The organism is Desulfosporosinus sp. Sb-LF, from assembly GCF_004766055.1.
Lineage (GTDB): Bacteria > Bacillota > Desulfitobacteriia > Desulfitobacteriales > Desulfitobacteriaceae > Desulfosporosinus.
On sequence record NZ_SPQR01000010.1, the window covers coordinates 36,173 to 49,465 of the forward strand.

12 protein-coding genes, 1 pseudogene and 1 riboswitch are annotated in these 13,293 nt (G+C 42.6%); of the genes and pseudogenes, 10 read left to right on the top strand and 3 right to left on the bottom strand.

Translation table 11 applies throughout. From position 1 onward, the window contains the following. Nucleotides 1–7: 7 nt before the first annotated feature. Nucleotides 8–202 (bottom strand): hypothetical protein, encoded by a 195-nt coding sequence (locus E4K68_RS15310; protein ID WP_135379808.1) that lies wholly within the window; start codon nt 200–202, stop codon nt 8–10. Between the two features lie 293 nt (nt 203–495). Further along, a riboswitch (cobalamin riboswitch) is annotated at nt 496–669 on the top strand. A 70-nt stretch (nt 670–739) separates the two neighbouring features. Here E4K68_RS15310 and E4K68_RS15315 point away from each other — a divergent pair. Genes E4K68_RS15315 through E4K68_RS15325 form a run of 3 tightly spaced genes read left to right on the top strand, consistent with a single transcriptional unit; the run spans nt 740 to nt 3,564 of the window. After that, nucleotides 740–2,278 (top strand): ABC transporter ATP-binding protein, encoded by a 1,539-nt coding sequence (locus E4K68_RS15315; protein ID WP_135379809.1) that lies wholly within the window; start codon nt 740–742, stop codon nt 2,276–2,278. Beyond that, nucleotides 2,259–2,996 (top strand): energy-coupling factor transporter transmembrane component T, encoded by a 738-nt coding sequence (locus E4K68_RS15320; RefSeq protein WP_135379810.1) that lies wholly within the window; start codon nt 2,259–2,261, stop codon nt 2,994–2,996. The genes E4K68_RS15315 and E4K68_RS15320 overlap by 20 nt, the downstream gene beginning before the upstream one ends. A 34-nt stretch (nt 2,997–3,030) precedes the next feature. Further along, nucleotides 3,031–3,564 carry a hypothetical protein gene (locus E4K68_RS15325; RefSeq protein WP_135379811.1) on the top strand — a complete coding sequence of 178 codons (534 nt, stop codon included), beginning with the start codon at nt 3,031–3,033 and terminating at the stop codon, nt 3,562–3,564. Nucleotides 3,565–3,774: 210 nt separating this feature from the next. Here E4K68_RS15325 and E4K68_RS15330 read toward each other — a convergent pair whose 3' ends face one another. Then, nucleotides 3,775–5,040 carry a M48 family metallopeptidase gene (locus E4K68_RS15330; RefSeq protein WP_135379812.1) on the bottom strand — a complete coding sequence of 422 codons (1,266 nt, stop codon included), beginning with the start codon at nt 5,038–5,040 and terminating at the stop codon, nt 3,775–3,777. Between the two features lie 208 nt (nt 5,041–5,248). Here E4K68_RS15330 and E4K68_RS15335 point away from each other — a divergent pair, with 208 nt between their 5' ends. Further along, entirely contained in the window at nt 5,249–5,959 is a 711-nt protein-coding gene (locus E4K68_RS15335; protein ID WP_243450401.1) for a DUF1385 domain-containing protein, read from the top strand. A gap of 588 nt (nt 5,960–6,547) precedes the next feature. Here the strand turns inward: E4K68_RS15335 and E4K68_RS15340 are convergent. Beyond that, nucleotides 6,548–7,036 (bottom strand): hypothetical protein, encoded by a 489-nt coding sequence (locus E4K68_RS15340; protein WP_135379814.1) that lies wholly within the window; start codon nt 7,034–7,036, stop codon nt 6,548–6,550. A gap of 249 nt (nt 7,037–7,285) precedes the next feature. Between E4K68_RS15340 and E4K68_RS15345 the strand changes: the two genes are divergently transcribed. The 6 genes and pseudogenes from E4K68_RS15345 to E4K68_RS15370 all read left to right on the top strand — a co-directional run bounded on the left by E4K68_RS15345 (nt 7,286) and on the right by E4K68_RS15370 (nt 13,216). Continuing rightward, the gene (locus E4K68_RS15345; protein WP_243450402.1) at nt 7,286–7,423 is read left to right on the top strand and encodes a PEP-utilizing enzyme; all 138 of its coding nucleotides are present in this window, start codon (nt 7,286–7,288) and stop codon (nt 7,421–7,423) included. A 108-nt stretch (nt 7,424–7,531) separates the two neighbouring features. Continuing rightward, a pseudogene (locus E4K68_RS15350) lies at nt 7,532–7,693 on the top strand (S26 family signal peptidase); the annotation flags it as partial. A gap of 561 nt (nt 7,694–8,254) precedes the next feature. Beyond that, nucleotides 8,255–9,727 carry an efflux RND transporter periplasmic adaptor subunit gene (locus tag E4K68_RS15355; RefSeq protein WP_135379815.1) on the top strand — a complete coding sequence of 491 codons (1,473 nt, stop codon included), beginning with the start codon at nt 8,255–8,257 and terminating at the stop codon, nt 9,725–9,727. Nucleotides 9,728–9,742: 15 nt separating this feature from the next. Continuing rightward, a complete protein-coding gene (locus tag E4K68_RS15360) occupies nt 9,743–10,486 on the top strand; it encodes an ABC transporter ATP-binding protein (protein ID WP_199241796.1) in 744 nt (247 codons plus the stop codon). After that, nucleotides 10,486–11,706: an ABC transporter permease gene (locus E4K68_RS15365; protein WP_135379817.1), complete on the top strand. Its 1,221-nt coding sequence runs from the start codon at nt 10,486–10,488 to the stop codon at nt 11,704–11,706. Before E4K68_RS15360 ends, E4K68_RS15365 begins: the two co-directional genes overlap by 1 nt. Nucleotides 11,707–12,082: 376 nt before the next feature. After that, entirely contained in the window at nt 12,083–13,216 is a 1,134-nt protein-coding gene (locus tag E4K68_RS15370; RefSeq protein WP_206751209.1) for an MFS transporter, read from the top strand. The last annotated feature ends 77 nt before the right edge of the window (nt 13,217–13,293 follow it).

Consider the following 13,293-nt stretch of genomic DNA (forward strand, 5'->3'; position numbering starts at 1 on the left):
GCTTTGACTACTTTTTCTCTATTACCGCTATTAAACCATAGCAACTGTTGCACATCTTAATCTTTTCTCCATCGGGATGATTTAGATCTAGCCAGTCATTGGAGTGCGTTGCTAGCATCGTTGTATCGCATCTTGCACATTTATAGGCTTCTATTTTTTCCGCTTTCTTGAATCTTAGCATTCCATTCTCGTCATGGATCATTGACTTATCGCCTTCTTTCCTCTTCTTCGGGGAGACCGATTGTTATATGCATTATTTCCATTTTGGGGGATAGATATTTGGGATTGAAATTATGGAAGTGTTCGATTGGTTCGTTGGAAGTACATAATCTTCTTTATAAAAAAGCCCGCGATACGTTAGCAGCAATTTTCTTTGCAGGCCACTTAGCCTTCTTTTTCAATACATTAGGGGGTAGGGTAGCCGCCTGGAGTAACAACAGGTTGCATAAACTCTTGTTGACAAAATACATGAATTATTCTATTATTAGGTCAATCGAATATATATTATTTATAGGTGCCCGTAAGGGATAATAGGGAACCAGGTATTAATCCTGGACGGACCCACCACTGTAATTAGGCGTTAAAAATGTACATATGCCACTGGGATAACTGGGAAGGCGTACATTTAGTCTATAAGTCAGGAGACCTGCCTATTGAATAATCGCAAGAGGACAATGGTAAAGTTCTAGCTTTTTATTAAGCTAGAACTTTTTTATTTTTTAATACTTTAGGAGTGGCTATGGAAACGATTGCAAAAATTAAAATTGAAAAACTCGTATTTCCACACGAAGAAAAACCTGCGCTCAAAAACATTGATTTCGAGATAAATCAGGGAGATTTCATCGTCATTACCGGGGGTGTAGCTTCTGGAAAATCGATTTTACTGCATGCCATCACGGGCGCTATCCCACACTACCATAACGCTGAATTAACAGGAAACGTCACAATCATGGGGCAAGATATTAAGGACATGCGCCTCAACAGAATGTCCGATTATGTGGGATACATGATGCAGGAACCCCATAATCAAATTATTAGTTTGGATGTCTACGAAGACGTTGCTTTCGGTCTTGGCAATCTGGAAATTCCCTTTAACCAAATTGATCAGATGGTTAAAGATACTTTGGAATTTGTGGGTCTAACGGGCTATGAAAACAGACGAACCGCTTCTCTTTCAGGCGGGCAGGCCCAACGTGTTGTTTTGGCGGGTGTTTTAGCCCTCAATGCCCCTATCTTGATTCTTGATCAGCCGACCGCTGAACTGGATCCGAAGGGCCGCTATGAGCTTTATCATCGGCTGGGTCAGTTGAATAAAGCTCAGAATCTAACCATTGTTTTGGTCATGGACCGAATTGAAGAAGTCCTTAACTATGCCAACAGAGTCTTCTATATTAGGGACGGTGAAATTGTCAAACAGTATTCGCCTGAGGAATATTACAAGGACCAAATCGAGCATCGAAAAGGAAGGTTAAACTATAACACTTCCTTCAATACCGATCACCGTAAGTCCAATGAAATTATTGCAGAAATGACCAATGTCTCCTACCAGTACAAAAACAATTTACTAGGTTGTGAAGACATTCGTTTAGAAATCTTCAAGAGTGACTTTTTATCGATTATTGGTTTAAATGGCTCTGGAAAATCAACGTTGGCTAAACTACTTATCGGTCTGTTAAAGCCTTCTAAGGGTGAGATTAAAGTGTTTAACCGGCCTCTGAATAAAGAAAACCTGACAGAGATCCGTACACATGTGGGCTTTCTATTTCAAAACCCCGACTATCAGATCTTTGCAAGCACCTTGGAAGAAGAGGTTGGATTTTCACTGAAGCTAAGAGGTGAACAAAATGAAGTAATCAATCAAAAAATTGATGAGTGCCTAAACTTTGTGGGACTGCTGGATTACAAGAAAATGCACCCTCATCGCTTAAGCCGCGGCCAGCGCCAGCTTTTGGCACTAGCCTCCATTCTCGTCAGTGATCCGGATTTCATCATCGCCGATGAACCGACCTCGGGCCTTGACGAAAATCAAGGGTATATGATCATGGATAAACTCTTCGATTTATCGAAAAATGGCAAAACAATTCTGCTTATCACCCACGATCTGACCATGGCTAAAATCTATTCAAACCGGTTAGTTGCCCTGCATAACCATCGCATTCAACTTGATATTTCGACGAAAGATCTCAATCAATATTTCGATACGCTTACAGCTATTGGCTTGAATTCCCATAATAATATTTCATTCAGGGAGGTTGAAAATGGGACTTTCTATGCTTGATCCCCGGACAAAGCTTGCCTGGTATGCTCTGATGATCTATTTTTCACTGAGTTGTGGAACCGCTGCACAATTGTGTATCGTTTTATTGGTAAGCATTATGGCCTCTCTAATTTTAACTGGTTCACTGAAGCAGTATAAGGTAATGATTATGATGCTCTTGCTTTTGGGACTGCAGATACTGATCGTTCAGCTGCTCTTCTGCCGGGAAGGCGTACTAATCTACCAATGGGGAATCCTTAAAATCTACAGTGAAGCCCTACCACTAGCGGTCACTGGCATACTGAAGGCTAGCATTATTTTTTTCGCAAGTATGCAATTTTTCACCTCAGCCTCACCCCTGGAATTTACCTTAATGCTCATGAAATTCAAAATCCCCTACCGCTTCGCAATGCTGGTGGGACTAAGTGTCCGCTTCCTCCCTCTGATGAAAGAAGAATATGTATCCATAATCGATAGCCAGCGTACCCGGGGCCTTAAAACCGAAAGCGTCTGGGACAATCTCAAAAGTATCATTCCAACCTTCCTGCCTTTTTTATATCGAGCCGTCCGACGCTCAACAGAAACGGCCTTAGCCATGGAGCTAAGAGGGTATGGACGAAGCAAAACCAGAACATTTTCCTCAAATTTGGCAATTAAGCATTACGATATTGCGTTAATCGCTAGCATGTTATTGGTAATAATCATCAGCCTTGCAAGCAGGATATTACCATTAATATAAATATAATCACTATAAATTTAGGAGGAGATAAAAAATGAAAGAAAAGTTATTCAGAACTGATACAAAAGCACTTGTGGGCGCCGTCATCATAGGGATCGTATTTGTAATTATGGAGCAGGTAACAGGACGTATTGACGCTATTTTGGACCCAACCCTCTTACTTCTTAATGGCACATGCTGGGCATTCTTTACAGGCCTTATTGTCTTAATGTACAAACAACCAGCGGGTATTATTGCCGGATTAGTAGAGGCCATTGTAGCCATGGCAACAGCTTATTCACCGCTGGCCTTTTTCTTCATCTTTGCCAATACCATTGGATCCATTACGTACTCATTAATTGCCAGGAATTTTTCCATGGAGAAATTAAGCCACCATATATTAGCCATGATCGGGTGTAATATTACCGGAAACCTTTGCGTGATGGCAGGCTTGATTTATGTTATTCATCTTGACTGGAAGATCGCACTTTTAAGTTCATCCATCACCGCTCTCGTGGGAACAATTGTTGCAGGTATCCTGACGAAGAGTGTTTACGGAGCTTTACAAAAATCGTCCTTGCTCTCATAATTACATTCTGGTTCCGAGCCGAAGCCTAAAAAAGAAACAATCCCATTTATCGTATGGGATTGTTTCTTTTTGAATTTGCTAGTAAATAATAATGTGGTTTAGGTGTGAATCCACATTTCCTCTATTAATAATGGTTTTCCAATTGGTCTGGATACCCCACAAGACCAAGCACAGTATATCTCGAAATATCTACTTTTTACTCATTTAACGTCACTTAGGAGGGAATCTTGGGGTTTGGAAGTATGCCTTTTCTAAGGCGTTTATTCTAGTTTGGGCTGGTGGATGGCTATAGCTAAACCAGACGATGAAGCGTGGAGGAGACAAATCCGATAAACCAGAGTAAGCCAGTTTTTTTTGTAACTGGATTTCTCCAGTGAGGTCTCCTGTGAGTTCAAGAGAAAAATGATCCGCACGTATCTCCATTTCTCTGGATATTGCATTCTGGAGAGGATTGCTTACGAAGAGAAGAAGGATAAGTGCCAGTTGTAAGGCTGCCCAGAGTTGGGGCGGCTTTTTGCTGTTTTTGGGTAACCAAGGCTTTAATAGAAAATTCAATAGACCGAAGACAATGAAACTTCCTACCATCCCATAGAAAAGCCCATGGATGATATCGTTATATCGCCAATGTCCCATCTCGTGAGCAAGCACGGCTTTGACCTCGGGTAAGGAAAAATTGCTTAAGAGGGTGTCGTAAATGACAATTCGTTTAGTAGTCCCTACCCCGGTAAAATAGGCGTTGGGTAATGTCGTCTGCCTGCTGGCGTCCATCACAAAGATAGCGTCAATGTTTAGTCCGGCTCGTTGAGCAAGATCATCGACCATAGTAACGACAGCGGGATCGGTCAAGGGTTCGAAATGGTTGAAAAGCGGGGATATAATAATGGGCCAACAAAGGTACGTTATAACAAGCCAGATGCTTAAGAGACCAGCACTGACCATCCACCAATGGCGTGATAACCGGTCGACCAGCCAGAAAAAAATTAGCCCACCCACTAGAGAAATGAGGAGGTCAATGCCGGAATTTTTAAAGTAATCAATCCACCAAGCCACTTGGCTTTGAGTACTAAATCCCCAGATTTTTTGCCAGTAGTATCCGGTGTAATAAGAAAAAGGTAGGGACAGAACTTTGAATAGAAGCCACAGGCTCAGGATGGATAAAGCAGAGACCACCCAATAATTCCGGCTGATTTTCTGGAGGCGCCGAAAGTAAGTCTGTCCCGTAGAACTAAAGAGCAACCAAAATAAAAGGAAGGTTTGGAGAAAAAACTTTAATATATAGAGGATGCGGGGAGTTGAATTGTATAGTCTAGCCTTCTCAGCCATAGCTAGCGAAAAATACTTAGTTGCCGAAGGATCAATAGGTCCGGGAAAGAGGGCGGACCTAAGGAATAAGAGAGCAAAAACAGCGGCTAATCCTATAAGAAGAAGCCAGCCGATTTTGGTGCGATCTGCGTTGCTATTATTCAGATAATACATTTTTGATTCTCCACCTCTAAACATTAAAACGTCCTTTCATTATTATAGTCCCAATCCGGAGTGCAATGCTTAAAAAGCACAATAAATCCAAACCACTGTCAAGCTACATTATAAACTCATAGAACGGGCCCGTTTTCCTGGATTGAAAATCGGTAGTTTCTAATGGTAATTAGAATGGAGAAAGGATAAACTTAAATCGTGAAGGAAGGTGAGACGTTTGGCGGTCATAGGAGGGCGGGCACATATCAATGGAATTACCTTTGTCACCAATACGCACGTTGTCCGTGGGAGGATATCAAAAGGAGCTTTATCCATTAATGCGCGTCGCCTACCCGGGATTCGGATATTTAAACTCATGGACAGAATTCCTTTCTTACGTGGAGTTTCTAAGTTAGCGAAGCTTAATCTTAAGGTGTTTCTTGGCAGCATCCTTATTCTCGCCATACCGTGGGATTGGATACTTCCTAATGATGATTTCGTAGTTTCTGAGTCAATCGGGTTCGAGCTTGCTATCGATGGTTTGGTCCTTATTGTTCTAGTGGTACTCTTAAAGCGACTCTGGCAGTTTCATGGGGCGGAACATAAAGCTTTTAACATCTATATGAGTGGGGTCGATCTCTCACTCAGCGCGGTAAGGGAAGCTAGTCGAGTTAGTGAACGTTGTGGAACTAATTTGGCGGTAATATCGTTTCCCATTGTTGTTTTGCTATCTTCAGCAACAATGCCCTTGCTCATACTTGTAGTAGGCCTCCCAATTGGCTATGAGATTTTTAATTGGAGTTCCCGCAGTAACCGTTTAAAACCTGCGTTTTGGATTGCTTCATTCATTCAGCAATATATTGTAACGGCAGAACCGACTGAAGAACAAATACAGCTAGCTACTGCTACCTTATCTAGAGCAATAGAATGTGATGGCTAAAGTACGATGATGTGGCAGCAAGATAGGATGTATTATGAACAACTAAAAAGAGCTACCCTGTGGGCGGGCGGCTCTCTTTGGATTAGATCTAAATCTTAGGGTCATTATTAGCATTTGCATGATTATCATTCTCTTCTGTAAGATAAGGGACATAGTAAGAAAATGGATTTGAGTAGGGATCACACCTGGCTATATATGATAGCATTTTAGAAAATGATGTTTTAAAAGACATTTCATCACCTCCCCAAGTTTTGTTATAGTTTAATGTTTACTGTAATCATCAAACTATGCAGAAAATAAGTTTGCATGTCGATAGCTCAGACAATATAGCGAGGTTCGAGTATATGTTTCGCACCTGTTTGCTTTCCAAAAGTCAACTCATTGAGTTAATGGGTATCGTAAGATCCGGTGTCTAAGGTGAGGTGGGATTAGATCAATGAATAGACTAAAAAACGAAAAAGCGAAACGGGTGAATTGCTTAATTGTTTACTCCCCGTTTCGCGGTCATTATAGGAAATGAGATACTAATCCCCATGTTTGCGAATGTGATAAGATCATGAGGATGTTTCTGTTGAGGGCTGATATAAACTACCTCTTGCGTTTAGCCATAAGATTACTGATGAACCCTTTAATTCCGCTCTTTTTAGGTTCCTCCCAGGCTGGTTGAACTGGCATTTGTCCTCCATACCCTTGGTTGTACCCCTGAGGTGCATACTGTTGGAGAGGATAACCTTGGGACGGGAATCCTTGCGACGGGAGATTTTGATGGGGCATAGGCCTCATTTGTTGCTGTTGCTGCCCGAAGCCTTGACCACCCGCATTTTGTGGCCCAGCACCCCAACCTGGATTCCATCCAGGATTTACTTGGGGCCTTGTCATACCTCTGTCCAGACCGCCTCCGAGACCATCTATAGATCGACCAAGTCCTGGTGTCATCGGTAACCCGCCTTGCCCTCCCATTGAGGGCGGAAATCTATGAAGAATTTGGCCCGGTGCAGCCGGGGGTTGAAAGAATTGATTCTGTTGCTGTGACATGGGTTGTTGATTCCAGTACATATTCATTTTATTAAAAGGCATTAGCTAATCACCTCCGCAAACTTAACGAAAAGGAAATATATGGTATATAATATTCGGATTCTTCTATTTCGCTACCTGAGAAGGTTGTTCCGTCTTACTCTATTTTTTCAAGTGGAGAAATGAATGCTGATAATTTGAGACCATTGCGAATATACGCATCTACAGTCATAGGTTGCGTTTCAATGGAGAATATATATTCCTTCCTTATACTGAGAAAAATCCCGCCGTGAATGGTGGGATTTTAAAAATATGTACAATGAACGAGTGCAGATCGGAAGCCCTGTTTCACATGCAGCAATTGTAGCCAGGGAATACAGCATCCTCGTGGTTGTCGCAGTTGATACTGTAACCAATATACTGAGATGGACAAAAAATTCGTGTGGATAGCACTCGGGGCGTCGTTACTATCCTTGAATAAATCTGTTGGGCAAGATTACCAACCTTCAAGTCGAGCGGGTCTTCATCCTCATCGGGAACGGTGGGGCCTTTTTTGGTGGGCCATTGGTGATACCAAAAGACTCGTATTTTGTATTAGGTGATAATCGCAATGATAGTCATTATTGGGGCGTATTACCAGAAGAAAATGTTGTGGGCAAAGTCTTATTTAGATACTGGCCACTTAAGCATTTTGGATTACTGGCTTACGACCAACCTTGATCTGAGTTGTATTACCTTGATATATAAGTCCCACAGCCTACGCCAACGATGTTTGATGTGGCCATAAATATTGTGAACATTGGCAAGGCAAGCATAACTGCAGCCACCAGGTTTGCGTCATTTAACTGTCCAAGAAGGTGTTCACATCTGTAATTATGGCCGTGAAAATGATTTTTGCACCGTATTATGGAACGGCTTGGCATTATTCTCGAGATTCTTTTTATCATCCAAATAAGGTTTATCCTGTTCAGGCAATCCAGTCGGTTCTCTGGTTTTCCACATCTCAAATGAATGATAGATGCCGTTAAGGCCCTGTAATCTGAATTTGAAATGCAGTACATTTAATTTAAACTTATGAACTTGTAAGTATAGTTATCAAAGTATCAGTTTTGTGTAACTACTGAAATGATTACATGGCAATATATAGTAACATATCCAATACATTGCCTTACTAATCAATAAATCTTCATTAGTTATTCACATATTCTTTCTTTTAATGTGTTAATATCTGTCTTGTGCCACACATTGTTTAACAAAAATGCTAAATAGGAGAGTGCAATAATGAATAGAAAATCTATTAAGTGGATATCTGGTGGATTGTTAGTGACTGTTTTATTTGCAGGCGGACTTTGGTTCTATGATACTAAAAATGCGAATGCCTCTACTATTAGTTATATTACTGGAATGGTCAGAAACGGCACGGTTGAAAAGGCGGTTAGTGCTACAGGAACCATTCAACCCATCAATCAATACAACTTGTCTTCGAGCAGTGGTGGGAAAATAACTGAAATAGATGTCAAGATAGGTGATCAGGTTAAATCCGGCCAGATCTTAGCTAAATTGGATCCCACTCAGGCTCAGCAACAAGTGACCCAAGCTCAGAACGGGTTAACTCAAGCTCAATTAAAGTTAAACCAGCTCAATGCCCCACCATCACAAGTGAGTGTCTTAAACGCTCAGAGTGCCGTCCTTAAAGCCCAATCCAACGAGTCAAACGCTCTAAATAATCTCCGAACACTTCAAAGTTATAAAAATACTTCTATACTAAAGGCGGCGATTAGTAAACTTCAGACTTCAAGTAATCAGGGCTCAACCTTACAAGATTACGTTAGTAATCCTAGTGATTTAGATGCAGCGATAGACCAAGCCACGATCACTTACCAAATTGCCCAAGCAGATTTGAATGTGGCCAAGGCACAGCAAACTCAGACTAAGGCGGGTACTAGCAACACAGACATTCAACTTGCCCAAAGTCAAGTCACTCAGGCCCAAACCTCACTAAATAGTGCTCAAACGACGTTGAACAGCGCAGTTATCACAGCTCCTGCTGACGGAACGATTACAGCCATCAACGGTCAAGTCGGAGCAAGCCCTTCAGGCAGCCAAGGAAGCAGTAGTAGTACAAGTAATCAATCGAGCAGTGCTTTTATCTCAATGATTGGTGCTTCTGACACTATGCAGGTTGTCGTACCTGTCAATCAAGTCGATATCGGTAAAATCAGCGCAGGACTGTCTGCGGACATAACGCTCGATGCTTTTTCGAATAAGAAATTTCAGGGAACTGTTGTCCAAGTTAGTCCGACCGGTACAACCCAAAGCGGTGTGACAACGTTTAATGTTACGGTCAATGTGACTAATACCGATAATGCCATGAAATCTGGAATGAGTGCAAATGTGTCAATTATTATTGCCCAAAAGAAAAACGTCGTAACCGTACCAAGTATTGCTGTTCATAGTAAAGGATCTACCCAAACGGTTTCTTTGGCGCCTGTTGGCCAAGCTACCCCGGTCGTTCGCACGGTTCAGATCGGGCTTGACGATGGAAAAAATGCAGAAGTCATCCAAGGACTACAAGAGGGTGACAAAGTCGTTATAGGTACTAAAACTCCACAAGCCAAAACTACGACAACCAATAATTCCTTGAATTCTGCCTTGAGTGGAGGAAACATGGGAGGCTTCGGTGGCGGTAACGGCGGTGGCAGAGGGAACTATTCGGGTGCAGCTGGCGGTTCCAGTGGTCGAACCCAAAATTAGGAAGCAGGTGAGTTGATGATTACTCTTAAAGATATCGTCAAAGTCTATAAAACGGGTGATCTCGAGTTAAAAGCGTTAGCTGGTGTCAATTTGACGGTAGAAGCAGGAGAATTTGTGGCCATCATGGGCCCTTCCGGCTCAGGAAAGTCGACTATGATGAATATTCTTGGCTGTTTGGATACGGCTTCCTCCGGGGATTTCTTTTTAGATGACTTGAATATAAACGTAGCAAGTGAGGACGAATTAGCGGAAATACGCAATCGCAAAATAGGGTTCGTCTTCCAAAGCTTCAATCTTTTATCTCGCACAACAGCTTTAGAAAATGTAGAATTACCCATGCTTTATAACGGTGTGAACGCGCGGGAAAGACGGTCCAAAGCGTTGAATGCTTTGGGAATTGTGGGTTTATCTAAACGTATCCACCATAAGCCGAATGAACTATCAGGGGGGCAGCAGCAAAGAGTTGCTATTGCCCGCTCCCTGGTCAACAATCCTGTGATCATCATGGCCGACGAGCCAACTGGGAATCTCGACAGTAAGTCTAGTATCGAAATCATGAGTATATTTCAGCAGCTTAACGCTATGGGAATAACGATTATCTTAGTGACGCACGAGCCGGATATTGCTCAGTACAGCAAGCGTATTATCCATTTTAAAGATGGGCTGATCGATCGTGATGAGCTTGTCCAGAATAGAAGTATGGCCGAAGGTGAACAACTCAACCTAGATTTCAATAGGAGAGCGGAGGTGGCCAGCTAATGAATTTTATTGAAAATATTAGAATTGCCATGCGTGGCCTGAAATCGAATAAGCTCCGCTCAGTTCTCACGATGTTGGGAATCATTATCGGTGTGGGCGCGGTCATTATCATGGTTGCCATCGGACAGGGGGCGAAGGCCTCGGTCGCTGGTCAGATCCAAGGGTTGGGTTCCAACTTACTCATTGTGTCCCCTGGTCAGTCCAACACGGGCGGAGTTAAAGGGGGAATCGGTAGTTTAACCAATATGACGATGGATGACGTTAATGCGATTAAAAGCGGAGCGGACGCAGTGGCCAACGTTGCCCCTTCGACCAGTAAGCAAGTACAAGTTGTTTTCGGAAGCCAAAATACCAGTACGCAGGTCATTGGTACAACGCCTTCCTATGCGGATGCACGTAATCAACAAGCAAGCATTGGGCGATTTTTAACAGATCAGGATGTTTCGGACAATGCTCAGGTTGCCGTAGTGGGTACTTCTGTTGTCCAAAACTTACTGGGGAATGCTAATGCAAACATTGTTGGACAAACCATTAACATTAATCAGGTTCCGTTCCAAGTCATTGGAGTTTTACAAAGTAAGGGATCGAGCGGGACAAGTAATAACGATGACCAAATTTTGGTGCCGATCTCCTCTGCTCAGACGCGACTCATTGGTTCCAAAAGCATCCGAACTATCTATGTTGAAGCTAAAAGCTCCGATTTGATGGGAACGGCTAGTACAGAAATTAGCCAAATTCTAAGACAGCAGCATGCCCTTAGTTTCAGTGTAGCCAATGACTTTACTGTGACCAGTCAATCCGATATTCTGTCAACCGCCGAGGGTGTTTCTCAATCATTGACTCTCTTACTCAGTGGAGTGGCGGCGATATCCCTCTTAGTTGGGGGAATCGGCATTATGAACATCATGTTGGTTTCCGTAACGGAGCGAACCAGAGAAATCGGGATTCGCAAAGCGATTGGGGCGAAACGAAAAGCCATTATGCTTCAGTTCTTAATTGAAGCAGTTATCTTAAGTATGTTGGGCGGCGTCATGGGCATTTTATTCGGGGCAGGTGGTTCTTCCTTATTGAATAAATTTGCTGGCATGTCGACCCAAATCACAACGTCTCCCGTGATTATGGCGTTTGCCTTTTCAGTAGTCATCGGGATCATTTTCGGAGTGTTTCCAGCCCAAAAAGCAGCGAAACTAAACCCTATTGATGCTCTGCGATTTGAATAGTGAATGGATTCATAGCAAACCAAGCAAAGCAGGAGCAGTTTTACAATTCCTAGGTCAATGTTGGGTACGGGTTACACTTACGGGTTTGGACCTGAAGCATCGATCGGAGGATATAACTTTATTCCGGATGATCGCCAAATTTCTGAGATGACGTTTACAGTACGTTAACCTTTGTGAACTCTAGACCCTTTTAAACGATATGAGAAAGGCTCGGCATAATTCTGCTGAGCCTGATTTTTTTATACCTGAAGATGGGCAAGTGAATTATTATCAAACCTTCGCTTCTGGAATAGTCTGACGTTTGATATAATACTACGATAGAGTAAGAGAGGAAATGGGGGACAGATATAGTTGTCTCCAGCTTGTGGATGAGAATATGCGTGCAACCACTCGAATGATTGGACATTACCTATTTATATATGGGGCGATTGGTATTTATCTGCCATTTTTGCCGCTGTTCTTGGCCGCTAATGGTTTGGACAGCTTGCAAATCGGGTTCCTTATGGCGATTGGACCAAGTACAAGTATTTTTACTCAAATTGCCTGGGGCAATTTTGCTGATAAACATAATCGGCGTAAAGAGTATTTAGTAATAGCGGTAACGGGTACGGCGTTAGTTTGTATAACTCTTACTTTTTTTAAGAGTTTATCATGGCTTGCTTTACTTCTGTTCTTCTACGCCTTGTTTAATTCAGCAACCTCTCCGTTGACGGATAGCTTGGCACTTGATACCGTTGCAGATACACGTCATTTTGGGTTGTTTCGCCGATGGGGATCGTTGGGTTTTGCAGTTACGGCAGTGACTGGAGGTTTGCTTTTTTCTTATCTACCAGTTAGTTTATTCGGAGCAGTAGCCGGAAGCTTATATGCTATGACGTTGCTCTGGACTGTGAGTTTACCTAATCCACGTAAGTGGAACCGCCCAGCAAGGGCGGCTTTTCCCCTTATCGAAGTTTTGAAGGTGCCAGGAGTTAAGCAATTGTTATTCGTTTTGTTACTGGTAATGGTCCCATATGCTGCCTATAGTTCTTTTCTGGGTTGGCATTTACAGTCCTTGGGGGCATCGCGCCTATGGGTGGGTATCGCCTGGACGGTTGCGGCGATCAGTGAAGTGCCGATATTTGGAATGGGTAGCCGGTGGTTAATACGGACCCCTGCTAGGAGCCTAATGGCTGGCGCAGCATTGATATTTTCCGTTCGCTGGTTGGCTTATGCTTATATCCAGAGCTATCCAATCATTGTCTTTTTGCAGTTGGCCCAAAGCTTAAGTTTTGCGTTGTTCTATCTGGCGGCAGTCGAGTACCTGACAAAGCTTGTTTCTGACGAGTTGCGCAGTAGTGCCCAAAGTTTGATGCAGTGTATCGGATTTGGTGTGAGTGCAATTGTGGGATCAACCATTGGAGGTTGGTTAGTTAAGACTGGCGGAATCTTTAATCTTTATATAGTGATGGCAGTATTGTCAGGGCTCGGGGCCTTAGGCAGTTTTACATGGCTACGTTATAAATCTTAGGACTAGCAGTATCACTGCTAATAACATAATTTATAATTGTTAATGGTTTCTCAATTGACTGTAAATATACGAGGGGA

Bases quoted from the DNA above. Each gene is read 5' to 3' on its own strand.
- E4K68_RS15310 (WP_135379808.1), bottom strand. From the start codon at position 202: ATGATCCATGACGAGAATGGAATGCTAAGATTCAAGAAAGCGGAAAAA.
- E4K68_RS15315 (WP_135379809.1), top strand. From the start codon at position 740: ATGGAAACGATTGCAAAAATTAAAATTGAAAAACTCGTATTTCCACAC.
- E4K68_RS15320 (WP_135379810.1), top strand. From the start codon at position 2,259: ATGGGACTTTCTATGCTTGATCCCCGGACAAAGCTTGCCTGGTATGCT.
- E4K68_RS15325 (WP_135379811.1), top strand. From the start codon at position 3,031: ATGAAAGAAAAGTTATTCAGAACTGATACAAAAGCACTTGTGGGCGCC.
- E4K68_RS15330 (WP_135379812.1), bottom strand. From the start codon at position 5,040: ATGTATTATCTGAATAATAGCAACGCAGATCGCACCAAAATCGGCTGG.
- E4K68_RS15340 (WP_135379814.1), bottom strand. From the start codon at position 7,036: ATGCCTTTTAATAAAATGAATATGTACTGGAATCAACAACCCATGTCA.
- E4K68_RS15345 (WP_243450402.1), top strand. From the start codon at position 7,286: ATGTACAATGAACGAGTGCAGATCGGAAGCCCTGTTTCACATGCAGCA.
- E4K68_RS15355 (WP_135379815.1), top strand. From the start codon at position 8,255: ATGAATAGAAAATCTATTAAGTGGATATCTGGTGGATTGTTAGTGACT.
- E4K68_RS15360 (WP_199241796.1), top strand. From the start codon at position 9,743: ATGATTACTCTTAAAGATATCGTCAAAGTCTATAAAACGGGTGATCTC.
- E4K68_RS15365 (WP_135379817.1), top strand. From the start codon at position 10,486: ATGAATTTTATTGAAAATATTAGAATTGCCATGCGTGGCCTGAAATCG.
- E4K68_RS15370 (WP_206751209.1), top strand. From the start codon at position 12,083: ATGCGTGCAACCACTCGAATGATTGGACATTACCTATTTATATATGGG.